Origin of the sequence: Variovorax xiamenensis (assembly GCF_050916385.1) — a bacterium.
Classification (GTDB): Bacteria; Pseudomonadota; Gammaproteobacteria; order Burkholderiales; family Burkholderiaceae_C; genus Variovorax.
The window spans coordinates 6,613,168-6,630,951 of sequence record NZ_CP139038.1; the positions used below are offsets into that span (position 1 = coordinate 6,613,168).

A 17,784-nucleotide genomic window follows, 5' to 3' on the forward strand; every position below is an offset into this window, starting at 1 on the left:
CTATCAGAGTTCGGTCTGCAGACGGGCGAGCAAATCGGCGTGAACGCCCGCATTCACTTCCTTGCGCAGAATCTGCTCTGCGCCCTTGACTGCCAGTGCCGCAACCTGCTCGCGCAGGGCTTCACGGGCCTTCAGTGCCTGCTGTTCGGCTTCGGCGCGTGCGGCTGCAACGATCTTGTTGCCTTCCTCGGTCGCGCGGGCCTTGGCCTCTTCAACGATGGCCTGGGCGCGACGTTCGGCGTCGGCAAGACGTTGCGCGGACTCGTTGCGCGCCTGACCCAGTTCGGCTTCCACGCGCTTGTTGGCGGCGGACAGCTCGGACTTGGCCTTGTCGGCGGCAGCGAGGCCTTCGGCGATCTTCGCGGCGCGGTCGTCCAGCGCCTTCGCGATCGGCGGCCACACGTACTTCATCGTGAACCCGACCAGGATCAGGAACACGATCATCTGAACGATCAGGGTACCGGTAATGCTCACTTTTCACCCTCTCTATGGGATTGAATCGAAGCCATTCGCTAGCAGGCTAGAGAACGACGACGCAGGTCCGACGAGAAAGACTTACTTCGGCAGGTTGGCGATTTGCGACAGGAACGGGTTGGCCGTTGCGAACCACAGGGCGATACCGGTGCCGATAATGAACGCGGCGTCGATCAGACCAGCCAGCAGGAACATCTTGGTTTGGAGTTCACCCATGAGTTCGGGCTGACGTGCGGCCGACTCGAGGTACTTGCTGCCCATGATGCCGATGCCGATACATGCGCCCACAGCGCCCAGACCGATGATCAGGCCGGCGGCCAGTGCAACAAAGCTAATAACTTCCATGATGACTCCTAGAGGACTTTGGTTGAAGAGAAAACAAAAACAAGAACGAAAACTGATGATCAGTGGTGATCGTGGGCCTGGCCGATGTAGACCAGCGTCAGCATCATGAACACGAAGGCTTGCAGCGTGATGATCAGGATGTGGAAGATGGCCCAGGCCGTGCCCGCGATGATGTGGCCGATGGCCAGGCCGATGCCGGTGGCCGACATGGACCAGGCACCACCCATCAGGGCGATCAGCAGGAAGATCAGTTCGCCGGCATACATGTTGCCGAACAACCGCATGCCGTGCGAGACCGTCTTGGCGACGAACTCGATCATCTGCATGGCGAAGTTGAAGGGGTACAGGGCCCAGTGATTGCCGAAGGGCGCGGTGAACAGCTCGTGGACCCAGCCGCCGGCACCCTTGATCTTGATGTTGTAGTAGATGCAGATCAGCAGCACGGCCACCGACATGCCCATGGTCACCGACAGGTCGGCGGTGGGCACGACGCGCAGGTAGGCGTGGTGCGGGTCTTCGCCGGCGATGTGGAAGATCTTGGCCCAGATCGCCGGGAACAAATCGACCGGGAACAGGTCCATTGCGTTCAGCAGGAAGATCCAGACGAAGATGGTCAGGGCCAGCGGAGCGACGAACTTGCGGCTCGTGGCGTTGTGGACGATGCCCTTGGCCTGCTGGTCGACCATTTCGACGAGCAGTTCGACAGCCGCTTGAAAACGGCCGGGAACACCCGAAGTGGCCTTGCGGGCAGCCAGCCAGAGCAGCCAGCAACCCAGGATACCGAGCGTGATCGAGAAGAAAAGAGAGTCGAAGTTGAAAACCGAGAAGTCGGCCACACCTCCAGGCTTGGAGCTTTGCAGGTGCGTCAAGTGGTGAACGATGTATTCACCAGCGGTCTGACCATGTTCCGCAGCGTTTTCAGCAGCCATTCGGTTACTCGTCTCTCAGTTTCCGGCGCCGGGGCGAGAACATCACCGCCAACCAGGCCGCCTTCATTGTCACCACCAGGCCGACCAGCATTGCTGGCCAGCTCAGCGCCGTAATCAGCCTTGGCGCAGCGATCAGCATCGCCACCGACAAGGCCATCTTGACCATTTCCCACAGGAAGAATCCGAACACCGCAGTGCCCGGATTCAGGGAGGAAAACCGACCGGTCAGCCCGCGCGCGAAGACCGCCGATGGAACAACCACCGCGATCGCGCCATAAGCGGCGGACCAGCCCAGATTTTGCCTCCCCGTCAGTCCCCAGGCGGCCAAAGCCACCACCAGACCGACAACCAACTGACCCGCGATCACCCGCCAGGGGGAGATCGATGGGTTCTTTGCTCGCAGTTCACGCGCCTCATCGGCGGTCAACGGCTTGAATTCCGTGTCGAGGCCTTCAGGGGCCTCCGAGTCATGACGGGCGATTGTTTTCATTTCGAATGAAGCCCGGATGACGACCCAGAATTTCTACAAAGCCATTGATTATAAGTAAAAACCCAGCCTGTCCCGCCACCCGTGCTGTCGCGCATGCAAATCGGCGCCGCATTCCCTGACGAGAGCCCGACGTGGCGCACGCAACCATAATTCCTTCATGCACCCTATCACCGACGCCCTGCCCGCCACGCTTTGTTACCTCGACGGCGAATACACCGCCCTGCGCGACGCGAAGATCAGCGTCCTCGATCGCGGCTTCATTTTCGGCGATGGTGTTTACGAATACGTCCCCGTCTACTTCGGCCAGCCCTTCTGCTTCGAGGAGCACATGGCCCGCCTCGACCGCTCGCTCACCGAGCTTCAGATCGAGAACCCGCTCTCGCTCGCACAGTGGCGCGAGATCGTGATGCGCCTCGTCGCTCCCGCGGGCGACGCACCGCAATCGGTGTACTTTCAGGTGACACGCGGCGTGGCACCGCGCGACCATGCGATGGTGCGCGGCCTTCGCCCCACGGTGTTCGTGATGGTGAACCCACTGCCGCCGATCTCCGAAGCCATCCGCACCAAAGGCGTTGCATGCGTCACCGCTGCCGACTTCCGCTGGCAGAAGGCGCACATCAAGAGCACCAGCCTGCTGGGCGCAGTGCTCGCACGGCAGATCAGCGTGGAGGCCGGCGCGGCCGAGACCATCATGTTCCGCGACGACTGGCTCAGCGAAGCATCGTCGAGCAACGTGTGGATCGTGAAGGACGGCACGCTGACCGGCCCGCCCAGGAGCAACCTCGTGCTCACCGGCATCCGCTACGGCCTCTTCGAGCGCCTCTGCAAGACGCTGGACATCCCCTTCGCGCTGCGCCCCGTCTCGCGCGAGGAAGTGTTCGCCGCCGACGAGGTGCTGATCTCCTCGGCCAGCAAGGAACTGCTGCCGGTCGTCACGCTCGACGGCAAGCCTATTGGCAACGGCCGCCCTGGCCCCATCTATGAGGGCTTGTACAAGGCCTACCAGGAGGCCAAGGTCCTCAACGCACAGAAGCAGCAGAAGCACGGAGTCACGGCATGACCGACAACAACACGACCACCACCGAAACCACCTCGATCCCCGATCCGCGCAAGGAATCGCTGATCGAGTACCCCTCGCAGTTCCCGATCAAGGTGATGGGCGCCAAGGCCGACGGTTTCGTGCACGCCATCACGCAGATCGCCGAGCGCTTCGATCCCACCTTCGACGCCAGCACCGTCGAGCTGCGCGACAGCAAGGCCGGCAACTATCTCGGCGTGACCATTACCGTCACGGCCACCAGCCGCGAGCAGCTCGACGACCTCTATCGCGCGCTGTCCTCGCACCCGATGGTCAAGGTCGTGCTTTGAGCGGCGAGCTGCCCGCGCAGCAGGCCATGCAATGACGGACACCGCAGCCATCGCCGCCCCCGCCATCGAACTGCGCCCGCTGGGCCGAGTCGACTACGCCGACACCTTTGCGGCGATGAAGCAGTTCACGCTCGAGCGCACGCCCGACACGCCCGATGCGCTATGGATTTGCGAGCACGCACCGGTGTTCACGCAAGGCATCGCGGGCAGGCAGGACCACATCCTGAACCCCGGCGCGATCCCCGTCGTACAAACCGACCGTGGCGGCCAGGTCACCTTCCACGGCCCCGGCCAGGTGGTGGCCTATCCGCTGATCGACCTGCGGCGCGCGGGCTATTTCGTCAAGGAATACGTCTATCGCATCGAGGAATCGGTGCTGCGCACGCTGGCCCATTTCGGCGTCACGGGCCATCGCGTGGCGGGCGCGCCGGGCATCTACGTGCGGCTGGACGACCCGTTCTCCCATGCCGCGCTCACCGGCCCGATGCCCGCTGCCGACCCGTTCCGAGGGCTCGGCAAGATCGCCGCGCTGGGCATCAAGGTGAGCCGCCACGCCACTTATCACGGCGTGGCGCTCAACGTGCGGATGGACCTCGAACCCTTCTCGCGCATCAACCCTTGCGGCTATGCAGGGCTGCAGACGGTCGATCTTTCTACAATCGGCATCCAAACCACATGGGAAGAAGCCGCCGCGGTGCTGAGCCAGAAGCTCTCCACCTTCCTGGCGCCTTGACACACCAATGAGCACCACAGAAGTCGTCCGCGACGCGCAGAGCGCCGAAACCTACAACCCCCTGGCCAAGCAGAAGGCGGCAGCCAAGCTGTCGCGCATTCCCGTCAAGGTGGTGCAAAACGGCGAAGTGCTCAAGAAGCCCGACTGGATCCGCGTCAAGGCCGGCAGCCCCACCACGCGCTTCTACGAGATCAAGCAGATCCTGCGCGAGAGCAACCTGCACACCGTCTGCGAAGAGGCTTCGTGCCCGAACATCGGCGAATGTTTCGGCAACGGCACGGCCACCTTCATGATCATGGGCGACAAGTGCACGCGCCGCTGCCCCTTCTGCGACGTGGGCCACGGCCGCCCCGATCCGCTCGACAAGGACGAGCCGCTCAACCTCGCGAAGACCATCGCCAAGCTGCGCCTGAAGTACGTGGTGATCACCAGCGTCGACCGCGACGACCTGCGCGACGGCGGCAGCCAGCACTTCGTCGACTGCATCAAAAATATCCGCGAGCTCTCGCCCACGACGCAGATCGAGATCCTCGTGCCCGACTTCCGCGGCCGCGACGACCGCGCCCTCGAGATCCTCAAGGCCGCACCGCCGGACGTGATGAACCACAACCTCGAGACCGCACCGCGCCTCTACAAGGAAGCGCGCCCCGGCAGCGACTACCAGTTCAGCCTGAACCTGCTCAAGAAGTTCAAGGCGCTGCACCCCGACGTGCCGACCAAGAGCGGCATCATGGTCGGCCTGGGCGAGACCGACGAAGAAATCCTGCAGGTCATGCGCGACATGCGCGCCCACGACATCGACATGCTGACCATCGGCCAGTACCTGTCGCCCTCGGGCTCGCACCTGCCGGTGCGCCGCTACGTGCACCCCGACACCTTCAAGATGTTCGAGGAAGAGGCCTACAAGATGGGCTTCAGCCACGCGGCGGTGGGCGCGATGGTGCGTTCGAGCTACCACGCGGACCAGCAGGCAGGACACGTTCTGGCCGGCGCGCCGGCGCTCGATTGACCCTCCCGGAGGCCGCCTCCACTCCGGACTCCGCGCAGTCCGGCAAGCCCCTGCACATCCTGCTGGCGATGTGCTACCTGTTGCACCGCACGGGTGCCGAGATGTTCACGCGCGACCTGGCGATGTGGCTGCGCCGCCGCGGACACGCCGTCACGATCTTCGCGACAGCATTCGGCGACATGGCGAACGAACTGCGCTTCGCCTCCATCGCCTGCGTCACGGACCTCGCCGACGTGGCGGCACGACCGGACGTGATCGTCGGCAACACGCACCAGGAAACGGTGCGCGCCCTGCTCCACTTCCACGACGTGCCGGTCCTCACGATCTGCCACGACCGCAGCGACGACCACGGACGCCCGGCGCAGTTCGCGCAGGTCGTGCGCCATGTGGCGGTCGACGAGAACTGCGCGGAACGGCTGGTGCACGAGTTCGGCATCGGGCGCGAGCGCATCGAACTGATCCAGAACGGGGTCGACCTCGCGCGCTTTCCCCGCCGGGGTGAGCTGCCGCCGCGCGCCCGTACCGCGCTGCTCTTCAGCAACTACGCCTCGCACAACGCGCAGCTCGAGGAAATCCGCGCCGCCTGCGTGCAGCGCGGGTTCTCGCTGGACGTGATCGGCAGCGGCACGGGCAACCACCTGCCTGATCCGGCAGAGGCGCTCGGGCGCTACGACATCGTCTTCGGCAAGGGCCGCTGCGCCACCGAGGCGCTGTGCACGGGCAATGCGGTCGTGGTGCTCGATCCGGTCTGGGGCATGGGCGAAATGGTGACCGCCGCGAACGTGGCTCACTCGCGGCGCTGGAATTTCGGCCGGGCATTGCTGGTGCGCCCCGTCACGCGTGAGAACGTGGGAGCCGAACTCGACCGCTACGACGCCGGAGACGCAGCCAAGGCTGCCGACTGGATGCGCGCCACCGGCGGGCTGGACGTCACGCTCGGTGCGTTCGAAGACTGCGTGCGGCGCGCGGTGCAAGAGCACCCGGTGATCGAAGTGCCTGCGAGCCGGCGGGCGGACGAGGCCTCGCGCTACGTCGGCGACTGGGTCCGCCGCGGCTACCCGTCGGCGGCGCACGTGAACATCGCGTCGCTGCATCAGCATGTCGCGGGGCTGCAGCAGTCCTTCAACGAGCATCAGCGCATGTACCAGACGCGGATCGAACAGCTCCAGGCTGAAGCCGTCCGACAGCAGGCAGAAACTGCGCAGTGGCAAGTCGAGACCCGGCGGCAGATCGAGCAGTCGTGCGCCGACGCGGATGCGCGCACTGCCGAAGCCGAGCACCAGACCCGTCAGGCGCGGGCCGAACTCGCGCAGCTTCAAGCCAAATTGCATGAGGTCTACGCCAGCCGCTCATGGCGCGTGACCAAGCCGCTGCGCCGGATCTACACCCTCGTGCAGTCCAACGCCCCCCGCCCATGAAATCGCTGGTGATCGCCGCCCATTCGGGCCACGAGCTGCTGCTGTGGAAATGGCTGCGCAACGAGCGGCCCGACTTCGTGGTGCTGACCAATGGCGCCGGCTCGACCGGCGTGCCGCGGCTCGAGCCCACGGTCGACAACCTCACGCGCGCGGGCGCCAACTGGATCCCCGGCGTGGTGCAGCCCGTGGCGGATGCCGACATCTACCGTTCGCTGCTCGAAGGCGACACCGGCATGTTCACGCACTGGGTCGAGGCGTTGACCGCGCACGTCGTCGAGCAAGGCATCGAATGCGTCGTCGCTGACGAAGCCGAGGACTACAACCCGTCGCACGACCTGTGCCGCCTGCTGGCCAACCAGGTCATCGCGCACGCGGCGGCGCGCGGCCGAGTGGTGACCTCGTTCGGCTATCCCACTGTGGGGCATCCGAGTCCGCCGGCCCGGCTGGCCTCCGAGCGCCACGTCATGGTCGAGCTCGACGAGCTCGAGCTGCAGGCCAAGCTCGACGACATGCACGGCTACGCACGCAGCTTCGGCGGCCAACTCGAAAAAGAGCTGGCCGGCTTCATCGCCGAGTTCGGCGCCCAGGCCTATGGTCGCGAATGCCTGTTCGCCGCGCAGCCCACGCGCTACGAGCAATCGGAGCCGCCCGCGAGCAAGCCGGCCTTCGAGATCTTCGGCGAGCAGCGCGTGGCCGCCGGCGTCTACAAGCACGTGATCCGGGGCGCCCACCTTCAGGCCGTGGCTGACCGGCTGCGCGACAAGGCGCACTGACCCGGCAGCAGCAACCGCCACCGCATCGATGAGCTTCACGACGCTTGCCAGCGACGACAGCGCCACGGCCATCGCCGCCGATCCGGCAGCTGCGCTCGCGCTCGACGACGCCACGCTGACCCACGCGGTGGTCGGCCTTGGCCGCTTCGGCGGCGTACACGCGCGAAAGCTGCTGGCAATCGAAGGCTTCCGGCTGCGCGCCCTGGTGGACTGCTCGTCCCCGGCCAGCATTGCAGACGAACTCGCGCTGCTGCCGCTGCTGTCCAGCCTGGACGAACTGCCATCCGGCATCGAGTCGGCCACCATCGCCGCCAGCGACGATGCGCACGCCAGCCTTGCGCTCGCGCTGATGCGCCGCGGCTGCCACGTGCTGGTCGAGAAGCCGCTTTGCGTGGACCGGCACGACGGCCCGCTGATGATCCGGACGGCGCTTCAGTGCGGCGTCACGCTGGCCACGGGGCACATCGAGCGCTTCAACCCGGTGTTCGATGCCGCGATGGTCGACCAGCTGCGCCATGCGGTGACGAATCACCGCCAGGGCTCGCGCCCGTTCATGCGCTTTCGCCGCTACTCGACCCGCGCCGCGACGGCTGCCGACAGCGTGCTCGACCTGATGGTGCACGACCTGGACCTGTTCGCCTGGCTGTGCGCCATCCCCCCTGAAACGCCGCTGGAGGTGCTCGAGCGGCACGTCGGCGAGCAGAACGTGCGTGCGCGCGTGCGGCTGGGCACGCTGGTTGCCGACTTCGAAAGCGGATACGCCAACGCGGCGAGCGCCCGGCTGCAGTTTCTCGACGGTGGCCGGGAGCATCTGCTCGACCTGCGCGGCGACGTGCAATCGCCGCAGGCGAACGGCGACGACGCCCTCGCGCGGCAGTACCAGGGCTTCAGGCACGCCATCCTGGGCCGGCCCAGCCGCATCGCCTCGGGCGCCGACGGTCTCGCGGCAGTGACGCGGGCCTGCCAGGTGCTGCGCGCATGAAGATCCCGCTGTTCCGGCCCCCCGCATCCTGCGAGCCCAAGGCAACGCGGCTGTCGGAAGCACTGGCTGCGGTACTGCGCAGCGGCACCTACATCCTGGGCCCGCAGGTCAAGGCCTTCGAGGCCCGCCTTTCGGGCCTGCTCGACGGCCGCGAGACTGTGGCGGTGGGGTCGGGCTCGGAGGCCCTGCTGCTGGCCTTCAAGAGCCTGGGCGTCGGAAGCGCGGGCGGAGGCGACGCGCTCGACGAGGTGCTGCTGCCCGCCTACACCTTCGTCGCATGCGCGGAAGCGGTGATCGCCGCCGGCGCGCGGCCTGTCTTCGTCGACAGCGCGCCTGGCGACTTCCTGCCTGCGCTCGCCGACTTCCGCAATGCCCGCACTCCACGCACGCGCGCGATCCTCGCGGTCGGCCTCTTCGGCGACGCAAGCGGCCTGCCCGAGCTGGCCGCCTATTGCCGCGACGAGAGCCTGCTGCTGGTCGAGGACGTGGCGCAATGCCTCGGTGCCCATGCCTCCGACGGCACGCGCACCGGCAACGCCGGCACCTGGGGCGATGTCGCGGCGATGAGCTTCTATCCGACCAAGACCCTGGGCGCCGCCGGCGACGCCGGTGCGATGGCCTTCAGGAATCCGGCACACGCGCGCAAGGCACGGCTGCTGCGCAACCACGGCTACGACGACGGCCTGCACCACTGCCTGGGCCACAACAGCCGCATGGACGAGCTCCAGGCCTGCCTGCTCAACGCCGCGCTGGACGACTTCGCACCACACATCGAGCGGCGGCGCGACATCGCCGCACGTTATCTCGCGGCCTGGGCGGACCTGCCGATCCGGCTGCCGCGGGCCTCGGTGGGCCACGCGTGGAACTACTTCGTCGTCGGCTTCGAGGATCCGCGCGAGCGCGAAGCCTTCGCCGCGCGACTGGCCGAGGCCGGCGTCGCGAGCCGCGTCTACTACCAGCAGTCGCTTCACCGCCACGAAGCGCTGCGGCCCTGGCACGAGGCCGACAGCCTGCCGCACAGCGAGAAGCTGGCGGCCCGTTCGATCGCCTTGCCTCTCTACCCGATGCTCGGCGACGACGAGGTCGATTACGTGATCAGCGCGGTGCGGCAAGCCGCCTGAGCCGTACCCCGGCTCAGGGCAGATCCAGCCTGTACCCCACCCCGTAGATCGACCGTATCAGTTCCTGCCCCCGGCTCGCCGCGTCGAGCTTGCGGCGCAGGTTCTTGACGTGGCTGTCGACCGCGCGATCGGTCACGGCGCGCTGGTCGGCGTGCACGTGGTCCAGCAGCTTGTCGCGCGACAGCACGCGGCCGCGCGCGTCGGCCAGGGCCTTCAGCAGGCGGAACTCGATGGGCGTCAGCCCCAGCGGGGTGCCGTGCAGCGAGGCCTTGTAGGTCTGCTCGTCGATCTGCAGGGGCGAGGCTTCGCGCGCCGCATAGCCGCTTCGCCGCAGCAGCGCCTTCACGCGCGCCACGACCTCGCGCGGGCTGAAGGGGGTCTTGCAGATGTAGTCGTCGGCGCCGAGCTCCAGCCCCATCAGGCGGTCGGCCTCCTCGACGCGCGCGGTGAGCATGATGACGGGCACCTCGCTGAACAGCCGCAGCTCGCGGCACACGCTCATGCCGTCCTGGCCGGGCAGCATGACGTCGAGCAGCACCAGGTCGGGCCGGCGGGCCTTCACCGCCGGCACCGCCTCCAGGCCGTTGGCGAGCCACTGCGAGCTGTAGCCCGAGGCCTGCAGGTAGTCCGCGAGCAGGGCCGCCATGCGCGGCTCGTCCTCGACGATCAGGATGTGGGCCATCGCCGCCGGCGCATCGTTCGTCGTTGCTGTCGTCATCGTCTTCCCCTCCTCCTCATGCCCTCGGCAGGCGGATCGCGATCCACACGCCGCCCAGCGGCGAGGCCTTGGCCTCGATGGTTCCGTCGTGCGCCTCCACGATGCTGCGGCAGATGGCCAGCCCGAGCCCCGCGCCGCCGCTGGCGCGGTTGCGCGAGCCCTCGCCGCGGAAGAAGCGTTCGAAGAGGCGCGGCAGCAGCGCGTCGTCGATGCCCGGTGCGGAATCCATGAGGTCTATCGTGATCGCGTCGCCGTCCTCTCGCGCCTCGATGCGCAGCACGCCGCCGGCGTCGGTGTAGCGGCAGGTGTTGAGCACGAGATTGCTGAAGAGCTGCTGCATGCGCCGCTCGTCGGCGAACACCACGAGCGGCTGCGCGGGCAGTGCCAGCTCCAGCCTCAGCCCGGCCGAGGCCAGCCGTTCGCGGAACGCGTCCACGCACGGCTCCAGCAGGTCGCGCACGTCCACGTCGGCCTTGCGGTACGCGAGCGCGCCCACGTCGGCCATCGAGAGGTCGTAGAGGTCGGTCACCAGCTGGTTGAGCATGCCGACCTCGTGCTGCAGCGAGCGCACGGCCTGCGCGTCGAGACGGCGCACGCCGTCTTCCATGGCCTCGAGTTCGCCGTGCAGCACGCCCAGCGGCGTGCGCAGCTCGTGCGACACGTCGGCCATGAATTCGCGGCGCATCTGCTCGTTGCGCTGCAGCGTGTTGGCGAGCGAATTGAAGTCGCGCGCCAGTTGCCCCACCTCGTCGTGCGAGGCCACGGCCACGCGGCTCGCGTAGTCGCCCGCCGCCAGCCGGTGCGTGGCCGCCGCCACGCGCTTCACGGGCGCGAGCAGCACCCGCGCGATCCACCATGCGATGCCCGCGGCCAGCAGCACGCAGAGGCTGCCGATGACCCAGCTCGCGCGCAGCTGGTTCTTCTGGAAGCGCTGGTCGCCGGCCTCGCTCACGCTCTGGAAGGGCATCATGACGACCCAGCCCACGGTCTTGCCGTCGACCACCACCGCACGCTCGACGGCGCCCTTGCCCACCTCCCTGAAGCCGATGATGAGCCGCCGGTCGGAGTCGAGCAGCGAGATGCGCAGCACGGCGCCCGTCAGGTCCGACACCAACGCCGGCGAACGCCCCGGCTCGAAGTGATTGCCCAGGACGGAAGGCGCGGGCCGCATGATCTCGAACCAGGGACGGGGGTTGTCCCGCAGGAAGTCCCAGTTGCCGTGCTCGCGGTAGGCCGCAACCGCGTTGGGCACCACGGCATCGAGCCGCTCCACGCCCTGTTCGTTGAGATAGCCGACGAAGCCGCGCTCGAAGTTCCAGCGCGAGGCGGCGCCCATCGCGACCACGGCCAGCACGGCGGTGGCCAGCACGGCGAGAAAGAGCTTGGTGGTGATGCTGATCTTCATGAAGGGCCACAAGATAAGCCAGATGAGGCCCGCGCGGTGCATCCCCGCCCCATGGCCGTGCGGGCCGCGGGGACCTCCACATTCGCTCCACATTCCCTGAAGACCATGGGTTCCAACCTGATTGGAAACCCGAACATGATGTCTTCCCGCTTCAACCGCACCGGCCTCGCGTGCGCCCTGGCCATCGGCCTGCTGGGCGCTGTCGCGGGATGCTCCGGCTCTTCTTCTGCCCCGTCCGGCCCTTCTTCTCCTTCCGGTCCTCCCGGCCTCTCCGCAGGGCCTCAGGGCGCTTCCGCCACGCAGGTCAGCGTGGTGACGGTGCAGCCCGAGAACCAGTCGGTCACCACCGAGCTTTCGGGCCGCACGCGCGCCCGCCTGAGCGCCGAGATCCGCCCCCAGGTGGGCGGCATCGTGCAGCAGCGCCTCTTCGAGGAAGGCGCGCTGGTGAAGGCCGGGCAGGTGCTCTACCAGCTCGACCCCGCCAGCTACAAGGCGGCCTACGCGAGTGCGCAGGCCAGCGTCGCCAAGTCGGAAGCCACGGTCAACGCAGCGAAGGTCACGGCGCGCCGAAACGCGGAGCTCGCGAAGATCGAAGCCGTGAGCCAGCAGACCAGCGAAGACAGCCAGGCCACGCTGCAGCAGGCCGAGGCGGATCTCGGCGTGGCCCGCGCCGCGCTGGACACCGCGCGCATCAACCTCGGCTTCACGCGCATCACGGCGCCCATCGCGGGGCGCATCGAAGCCTCCACGGTCACGCCGGGCGCGCTGGTCACGGCCAGCCAGACCACGGCGCTCACCACGGTGCAGCAGCTCGACCCGATCCACGTCGACGTGACGCAATCGACCACCGAGCTGCTGCGGCTGCAACGCGAACTGGCGGCCGGCACGCTCAAGGGCAGCGGCGAGAAGGGCGAAGCTTCGGTGAAGCTGCTGCTGGAAGACGGCAGCACCTACGCCCACGCGGGGCGGCTGCAGTTCTCCAGCGTCACCGTGAGCGAAGGCACCGGCGCGGTCACGCTGCGCATCCTGGTGCCGAACCCCGAGCGCACGCTGCTGCCCGGCATGTACGTGCGCGCGGTGCTCGAGGAGGGCGTGGCCGAGCAGGCGCTGCTGGTGCCGCAGCAGGGCGTGACGCGCACGGCCAGCGGCGATGCCTCGGCGCTGGTGGTCGCAGCCGGCGACAAGGTCGAGAAGCGCGCGCTGAAGGTGTCGCGCGCGGTCGGCAACCGCTGGCAGGTGACCGAGGGGCTGAAGGCCGGCGATCGCGTGATCGTCGAGGGCTCGCTCAAGGTGAAACCGGGCGACACGGTGAAGCCGGTCGCGGCCGATGCCACCACCGTGGCCAGCGCGGGCGGCGCGAGCAGTGCGGGCAGTGCGGGCAGTGCGGCAATGGCCGCCACCCGCTGAGGAGCAACGCGCATGGCACGCTTTTTCATAGACCGGCCCATCTTCGCGTGGGTCATCGCCATCGTCATCATGCTGGCCGGGGCGATGTCCATCGGCACTCTGTCGCTGGAGCAGTACCCCGACATCGCGCCCACCAAGGTCAGCATCAACGCGACCTACACGGGCGCCTCGGCCAAGACCATCGAGGACTCGGTCACGCAGGTGATCGAGCAGAAGATGAAGGGCCTCGACCGGCTGGTGTCGATGTCCTCCAGCAGCACCTCGTCGGGCACCGCGCGCATCGAGCTCACCTTCGAGGCCGGCACCAACGCCGACGTGGCGCAGATGCAGGTGCAGAACAAGCTGCAGCAGGCCGAGTCGCAGCTGCCGCAGTCGGTGCAGAGCCAGGGCGTGACGGTCACCAAGTCGGGCACCGACTTCCTCATGATCGTCTCGCTGATCTCCGAAGACGGCAGCGCCTCGGCCACCGACATCGGCGACTACATCTCCAGCAGCCTGCTCGACGTGATCAGCCGCATCGACGGCGTGGGCGACGTGCAGACGCTGGGCTCGGGCTACGCGATGCGCATCTGGCTCGATCCGGCGAAGCTGCAGAAGTACTCGCTGATGCCATCGGACGTGACCAGCGCGCTCACCAGCCAGAACACCGAGGTGTCGGCCGGCCAGCTCGGCGCGCTGCCTGCGGCCTCGGGCCAGCGCCTGACCGCGACCATCACCGCGCGCAGCAAGCTGCGCACCGCCGACCAGTTCCGCGAGGTGATCGTCAAGTCGGACGCCAGCAGCGGTGCCATCGTGCGCCTGGGCGACGTGGCGCGCATCGAACTCGGCAGCGAGAGCTACACCATCAGCTCGCGCTTCGACGGCAAGCCCTCGGCCGCCATGGGCGTGAAGCTGGCCACCGGCGCCAACGCGCTCACCGTGTCGAACGCGGTGAAGGCCAAGCTCGCGGAGCTTGGGCCCTTCTTTCCCAACCAGATGAAGGCCGTGGTCGGCTACGACACCACGCCCTTCGTGCGCATCTCCATCGAGGAAGTGGCCAAGACGCTGGTCGAGGCGATGGTGCTGGTCGTGCTGATCATGTACCTCTTCCTGCAGAACCTGCGCGCCACGCTGGTGCCCGCCATCGCGGTGCCGGTGGTGCTGCTGGGCACCTTCGGCGTGCTGGCGCTGATGGGCTATTCGATCAACACGCTCACGATGTTCGGCATGGTGCTGGCCATCGGCCTGCTGGTGGACGACGCCATCGTGGTGGTGGAGAACGTCGAGCGGCTGATGACCGAGGAAGGGCTCTCGCCCAAGGAGGCCACGCGCAAGTCGATGCGCGAGATCACCGGCGCGCTGGTGGGCATCGCGCTGGTGCTGTCGGCGGTGTTCATCCCGATGGCCTTCTTCGGCGGCTCGACGGGCGTGATCTACCGGCAGTTCTCGGTGACCATCGTGGCGTCGATGCTGCTGTCGGTGCTGGTGGCGCTCACGCTGTCGCCGGCGCTGTGCGCCACGCTGCTCAAGCCCGTGCAGGCCGGCCATCACGAGGAAAAGCGCGGCTTCTTCGGCTGGTTCAACCGCAACTTCGAGCGCAACGCCGACCGCTACCGCTCGGGCGTCGGTGGCCTGCTGCGGCGCGGCAAGCGCAGCCTGCTGACCTACGCGCTGCTGGTGGCCGTGCTCGGCGTGGTCTTCATGCGCCTGCCGACCTCCTTCTTGCCCGACGAAGACCAGGGCACGCTGATGGCGCAGGTGAAGCTGCCCGCCAGCGCCACCGACGAGCAGCTGCAGCAGACCATGAAGAGCTTCGAGGCCTACCTGGGCTCGCAGAAGGAAGTGGCCCACTTCATCACGCTGACCGGCCTGAGCGGCGACCAGGCCACGGGCAACGCCTTCATCACGCTGAAGGACTGGGGCGAGCGCGGCGGCAAGGCGCAGGACGCCGCCTCGCTGGCGCGCCGCTTCACCATGGACATGGCATCGCGGGCCGCCAACGCCAACGTGTTCGTGATGCTGCCGCCGGCCGTGCGCGGCCTGGGCTCGAACGCCGGCTTCGACGTGCAGCTGCAGGACCTGGGCGGCATCGGCCACGAGGCGCTGGTGCAGGCGCGCGAGCAGTTCCTCTCGCTGGCGCGCAAGGACCCGGCGCTGAGCCAGGTGCGCAGCAACAACCTGGACGACACGCCGCAGTTCGCCATCGACATCGACGACCGCAAGGCCGCGGCGCTGGGCCTGTCGACCTCGGACATCAACGACACGCTCTCCAGCGCGATGGGCGGCAGCTACGTGAACGACTTCATCAACAACGGCCGCGTGAAGAAGGTCTACGTGCAGGCCGACGCGCCCTTCCGCATGCAGCCCGACAGCATCGACAGCTGGCACGTGCGCAACGGCAGCAGCGAGATGGTGCCCTTCTCGGCCTTCGCCAGCAGCCGCTGGACGTATGGCTCGCCGCAGCTGTCGCGCTACAACGGCATGTCGTCCTTCGAGCTGATCGGCGACCCGGCCGCGGGCGTGAGCTCGGGCACGGCGATGGACGCTGTGGAGCGCATCATGAAGCAGCTGCCGCAGGGCATCGGCTACGAATGGGCGGGCAGCTCCTACCAGGAGCGGCTGTCGGGCTCGCAGGCGCCGCTGCTGTACGCGGTGTCGATCCTGTTCGTGTTCCTGTGCCTGGCGGCCCTGTACGAGAGCTGGTCGGTGCCGTTCTCGGTGATGCTGGTGGTGCCTCTGGGCGTGCTGGGCGCGGTGCTGGCGACCAAGCTGGCGGGGCTGTCGAACGACGTGTACTTCCAGGTGGGGCTGCTCACCACCGTGGGCCTGTCGGCGAAGAACGCGATTCTCATCGTGGAGTTCGCCAAGCAGTTGCAGGACGAGGGCATGGCGCTGGTCGAGGCCACGCTGCAGGCGGTGCGCCTGCGGCTGCGGCCCATCCTGATGACCTCGCTGGCCTTCATGTTCGGCGTGCTGCCGCTGGCGCTGAGCACCGGCGCCGGCTCGGGCAGCCGCCGCGCCATCGGCGTGGGCGTGCTCGGCGGCGTGGCAACGGCCACCGCGCTGGGCATCTTCTTCGTGCCGCTGTTCTTCGTCGTGATCCGGCGCTTCTTCGCGCAAAAGAAAAAGCCCGAGGCGGCGGCTCCCTCGTTGACCGCACAGCCGGAGGCATGAAAGCCATGACACCCGTTCGTTTCAGACTCCGTTCCCTCGTCCTTGCCCTGCCCCTCGCCGCGCTGATGGCCGGCTGCGTCAACCTCGCGCCGACCTATTCGCGGCCCGAGGCACCCATTCCCTCGAAGTGGCCCGTCGCCTCCGGGGCGAAAGCCGGAGGGACGAGTACCGTCTCCGCCGGCACAGACTGGCAAGGCTTCATCACCGACGAGCGCCTGCGCCGCACCATGGCGCTCGCGCTGGCCAACAACCGCGACCTGCGCGTGGCGTTGCAGAACATCGAGAAGGCGCGCGCTCAGTACGGCGTGCAACGCGCCGAGCTGTTCCCCAGCATCTCGGCCACGGCCGGCGGCACGCGCCAGCGCACCTCGGCGGCCACGAGCAGCAGCGGCGAATCGTCCCTCGGCAACACCTACACCGCCTCGCTTGGCTTCAGCAGCTACGAGCTCGACCTGTTCGGCCGCGTGCGCAACCTCAACGAGGCTGCCCTGCAAAGTTACCTCTCGACCGAGGCCACGACCCGCAGCACGCAGATCAGCCTGGTGGCCGAGGTCGCCTCGGCCTGGCTCACGCTGGCCGCCGACAACGAGCGGCTGAAGCTCGCGCAGGACACGCTCGCGAGCCAGCAACGCTCCTACGAGCTGACCGGCCGCACGAAGGCGCTGGGCGCCAGCACTGCCCTGGCGCTGGCCCAGGCGCAGACCACGGTGGAATCGGCGCGCGTGGACGTGGCCGGCTACACCGCGCAGGTGGCGCAGGACCGCAATGCGCTCGACCTGCTGGCCGGCACCACCGTGCCCGACGAACTGTTGCCGCCCGCCGGCATGAGCACCGCCAGCGCGCTGGTCGACGTGCCCGCCGGCATGCCCTCCACGCTCCTGCAGCAGCGCCCCGACGTGCTGGCCGCCGAGCACACGCTGCAGGCGTCGAACGCCGACATCGGCGCGGCGCGCGCGGCCTTCTTCCCGACCATCTCGCTGACCGCGAGCTCGGGCTCGTCGAGCACCGCGCTCTCGGGCCTGTTCAAGGGCGGCAACAGCACATGGAGCTTCGCGCCCTCCATCAGCCTGCCGATCTTCAACGCCGGCAGCAATCGCGCCAGCCTCGATTCGGCGAAGGCGCAGCGCGAGATCGATCTCGCCACCTACGAGAAGACGGTGCAGACCGCGTTCAGGGAAGTGGCCGACGCGCTGGCCGTGCGCGGCTCGCTGGGCGAGAAGCTGGCGGCGCAGCAGTCGCTGGTCGATGCGACGCAGAAGAGCTTCACGCTGTCGGAGGCGCTCTACCGCAATGGCAGCTACAGCTACCTGGAAGTGCTGGACGCGCAGCGTTCGCTCTACACCGCGCAGCAGACGCTGATCACGCTGCGCCTGTCGGAGCAGAGCAACCGCATCACGCTCTACAAGGTGATGGGCGGCGGTGGAGACGGCAAGGCTCAGCCGGCTTCCGCCGATTGAAC

General features: G+C 67.7%; 17 protein-coding genes. 11 read left to right on the forward strand and 6 right to left on the reverse strand.

Annotated features, from left to right (window positions below; translation table 11 throughout):
- Positions 1–3 precede the first annotated feature (3 nt).
- The 4 genes from SFB74_RS30350 to SFB74_RS30365 all read right to left on the reverse strand — a co-directional run bounded on the left by SFB74_RS30350 (position 4) and on the right by SFB74_RS30365 (position 2,238).
- Entirely contained in the window at positions 4–474 is a 471-nt protein-coding gene (locus SFB74_RS30350) for a F0F1 ATP synthase subunit B (protein WP_093206376.1), read from the reverse strand.
- Positions 475–555: 81 nt separating this feature from the next.
- Entirely contained in the window at positions 556–819 is a 264-nt protein-coding gene (gene atpE / locus SFB74_RS30355; RefSeq protein ID WP_019657641.1) for a F0F1 ATP synthase subunit C, read from the reverse strand.
- A 59-nt stretch (positions 820–878) separates the two neighbouring features.
- Positions 879–1,748 carry a F0F1 ATP synthase subunit A gene (gene atpB, locus SFB74_RS30360; RefSeq protein WP_093206375.1) on the reverse strand — a complete coding sequence of 290 codons (870 nt, stop codon included), beginning with the start codon at positions 1,746–1,748 and terminating at the stop codon, positions 879–881.
- 4 nt (positions 1,749–1,752) lie between these two features.
- Positions 1,753–2,238 carry an ATP synthase subunit I gene (locus tag SFB74_RS30365; RefSeq protein WP_432728101.1) on the reverse strand — a complete coding sequence of 162 codons (486 nt, stop codon included), beginning with the start codon at positions 2,236–2,238 and terminating at the stop codon, positions 1,753–1,755.
- 157 nt (positions 2,239–2,395) lie between these two features.
- On the opposite strand from SFB74_RS30365, the gene SFB74_RS30370 reads away from it, so the two are divergent.
- The 8 genes from SFB74_RS30370 to SFB74_RS30405 are packed head-to-tail and all read left to right on the forward strand — an operon-like array spanning position 2,396 to position 9,642.
- Positions 2,396–3,298, forward strand: a complete 903-nt coding sequence (locus SFB74_RS30370; RefSeq protein ID WP_432728102.1) for a D-amino acid aminotransferase — start codon at positions 2,396–2,398, stop codon at positions 3,296–3,298.
- Positions 3,295–3,606: a YbeD family protein gene (locus tag SFB74_RS30375; protein WP_432728103.1), complete on the forward strand. Its 312-nt coding sequence runs from the start codon at positions 3,295–3,297 to the stop codon at positions 3,604–3,606. Before SFB74_RS30370 ends, SFB74_RS30375 begins: the two co-directional genes overlap by 4 nt.
- Before the next feature lie 31 nt (positions 3,607–3,637).
- A complete protein-coding gene (lipB, locus tag SFB74_RS30380) occupies positions 3,638–4,339 on the forward strand; it encodes a lipoyl(octanoyl) transferase LipB (protein ID WP_432728104.1) in 702 nt (233 codons plus the stop codon).
- A gap of 7 nt (positions 4,340–4,346) precedes the next feature.
- A complete protein-coding gene (lipA, locus tag SFB74_RS30385; RefSeq protein ID WP_432728105.1) occupies positions 4,347–5,348 on the forward strand; it encodes a lipoyl synthase in 1,002 nt (333 codons plus the stop codon).
- Complete coding sequence (locus SFB74_RS30390; RefSeq protein WP_432728106.1) at positions 5,345–6,766, forward strand: glycosyltransferase; 1,422 nt, start codon at positions 5,345–5,347, stop codon at positions 6,764–6,766. Before lipA ends, SFB74_RS30390 begins: the two co-directional genes overlap by 4 nt.
- On the forward strand, positions 6,763–7,539 hold the full coding sequence (locus SFB74_RS30395) for a hypothetical protein (RefSeq protein ID WP_432728107.1): 777 nt from the start codon (positions 6,763–6,765) through the stop codon (positions 7,537–7,539). Before SFB74_RS30390 ends, SFB74_RS30395 begins: the two co-directional genes overlap by 4 nt.
- Positions 7,540–7,567: 28 nt before the next feature.
- The gene (locus SFB74_RS30400; RefSeq protein ID WP_432728108.1) at positions 7,568–8,521 is read left to right on the forward strand and encodes a Gfo/Idh/MocA family protein; all 954 of its coding nucleotides are present in this window, start codon (positions 7,568–7,570) and stop codon (positions 8,519–8,521) included.
- Entirely contained in the window at positions 8,518–9,642 is a 1,125-nt protein-coding gene (locus tag SFB74_RS30405) for a DegT/DnrJ/EryC1/StrS family aminotransferase (protein ID WP_432728109.1), read from the forward strand. The genes SFB74_RS30400 and SFB74_RS30405 overlap by 4 nt, the downstream gene beginning before the upstream one ends.
- 13 nt (positions 9,643–9,655) lie before the next feature.
- Here SFB74_RS30405 and SFB74_RS30410 read toward each other — a convergent pair whose 3' ends face one another.
- Complete coding sequence (locus tag SFB74_RS30410; RefSeq protein ID WP_432728110.1) at positions 9,656–10,360, reverse strand: response regulator; 705 nt, start codon at positions 10,358–10,360, stop codon at positions 9,656–9,658.
- Between the two features lie 16 nt (positions 10,361–10,376).
- The gene (baeS, locus tag SFB74_RS30415) at positions 10,377–11,765 is read right to left on the reverse strand and encodes a sensor histidine kinase efflux regulator BaeS (protein ID WP_432728111.1); all 1,389 of its coding nucleotides are present in this window, start codon (positions 11,763–11,765) and stop codon (positions 10,377–10,379) included.
- A 135-nt stretch (positions 11,766–11,900) separates the two neighbouring features.
- On the opposite strand from baeS, the gene SFB74_RS30420 reads away from it, so the two are divergent.
- The 3 genes from SFB74_RS30420 to SFB74_RS30430 are packed head-to-tail and all read left to right on the forward strand — an operon-like array spanning position 11,901 to position 17,782.
- A complete protein-coding gene (locus tag SFB74_RS30420) occupies positions 11,901–13,172 on the forward strand; it encodes an efflux RND transporter periplasmic adaptor subunit (protein WP_432728112.1) in 1,272 nt (423 codons plus the stop codon).
- A gap of 12 nt (positions 13,173–13,184) precedes the next feature.
- Positions 13,185–16,325, forward strand: a complete 3,141-nt coding sequence (locus SFB74_RS30425; protein WP_432728113.1) for an efflux RND transporter permease subunit — start codon at positions 13,185–13,187, stop codon at positions 16,323–16,325.
- A 5-nt stretch (positions 16,326–16,330) separates the two neighbouring features.
- Positions 16,331–17,782: an efflux transporter outer membrane subunit gene (locus tag SFB74_RS30430; protein WP_432728114.1), complete on the forward strand. Its 1,452-nt coding sequence runs from the start codon at positions 16,331–16,333 to the stop codon at positions 17,780–17,782.
- Positions 17,783–17,784: the final 2 nt, after the last annotated feature.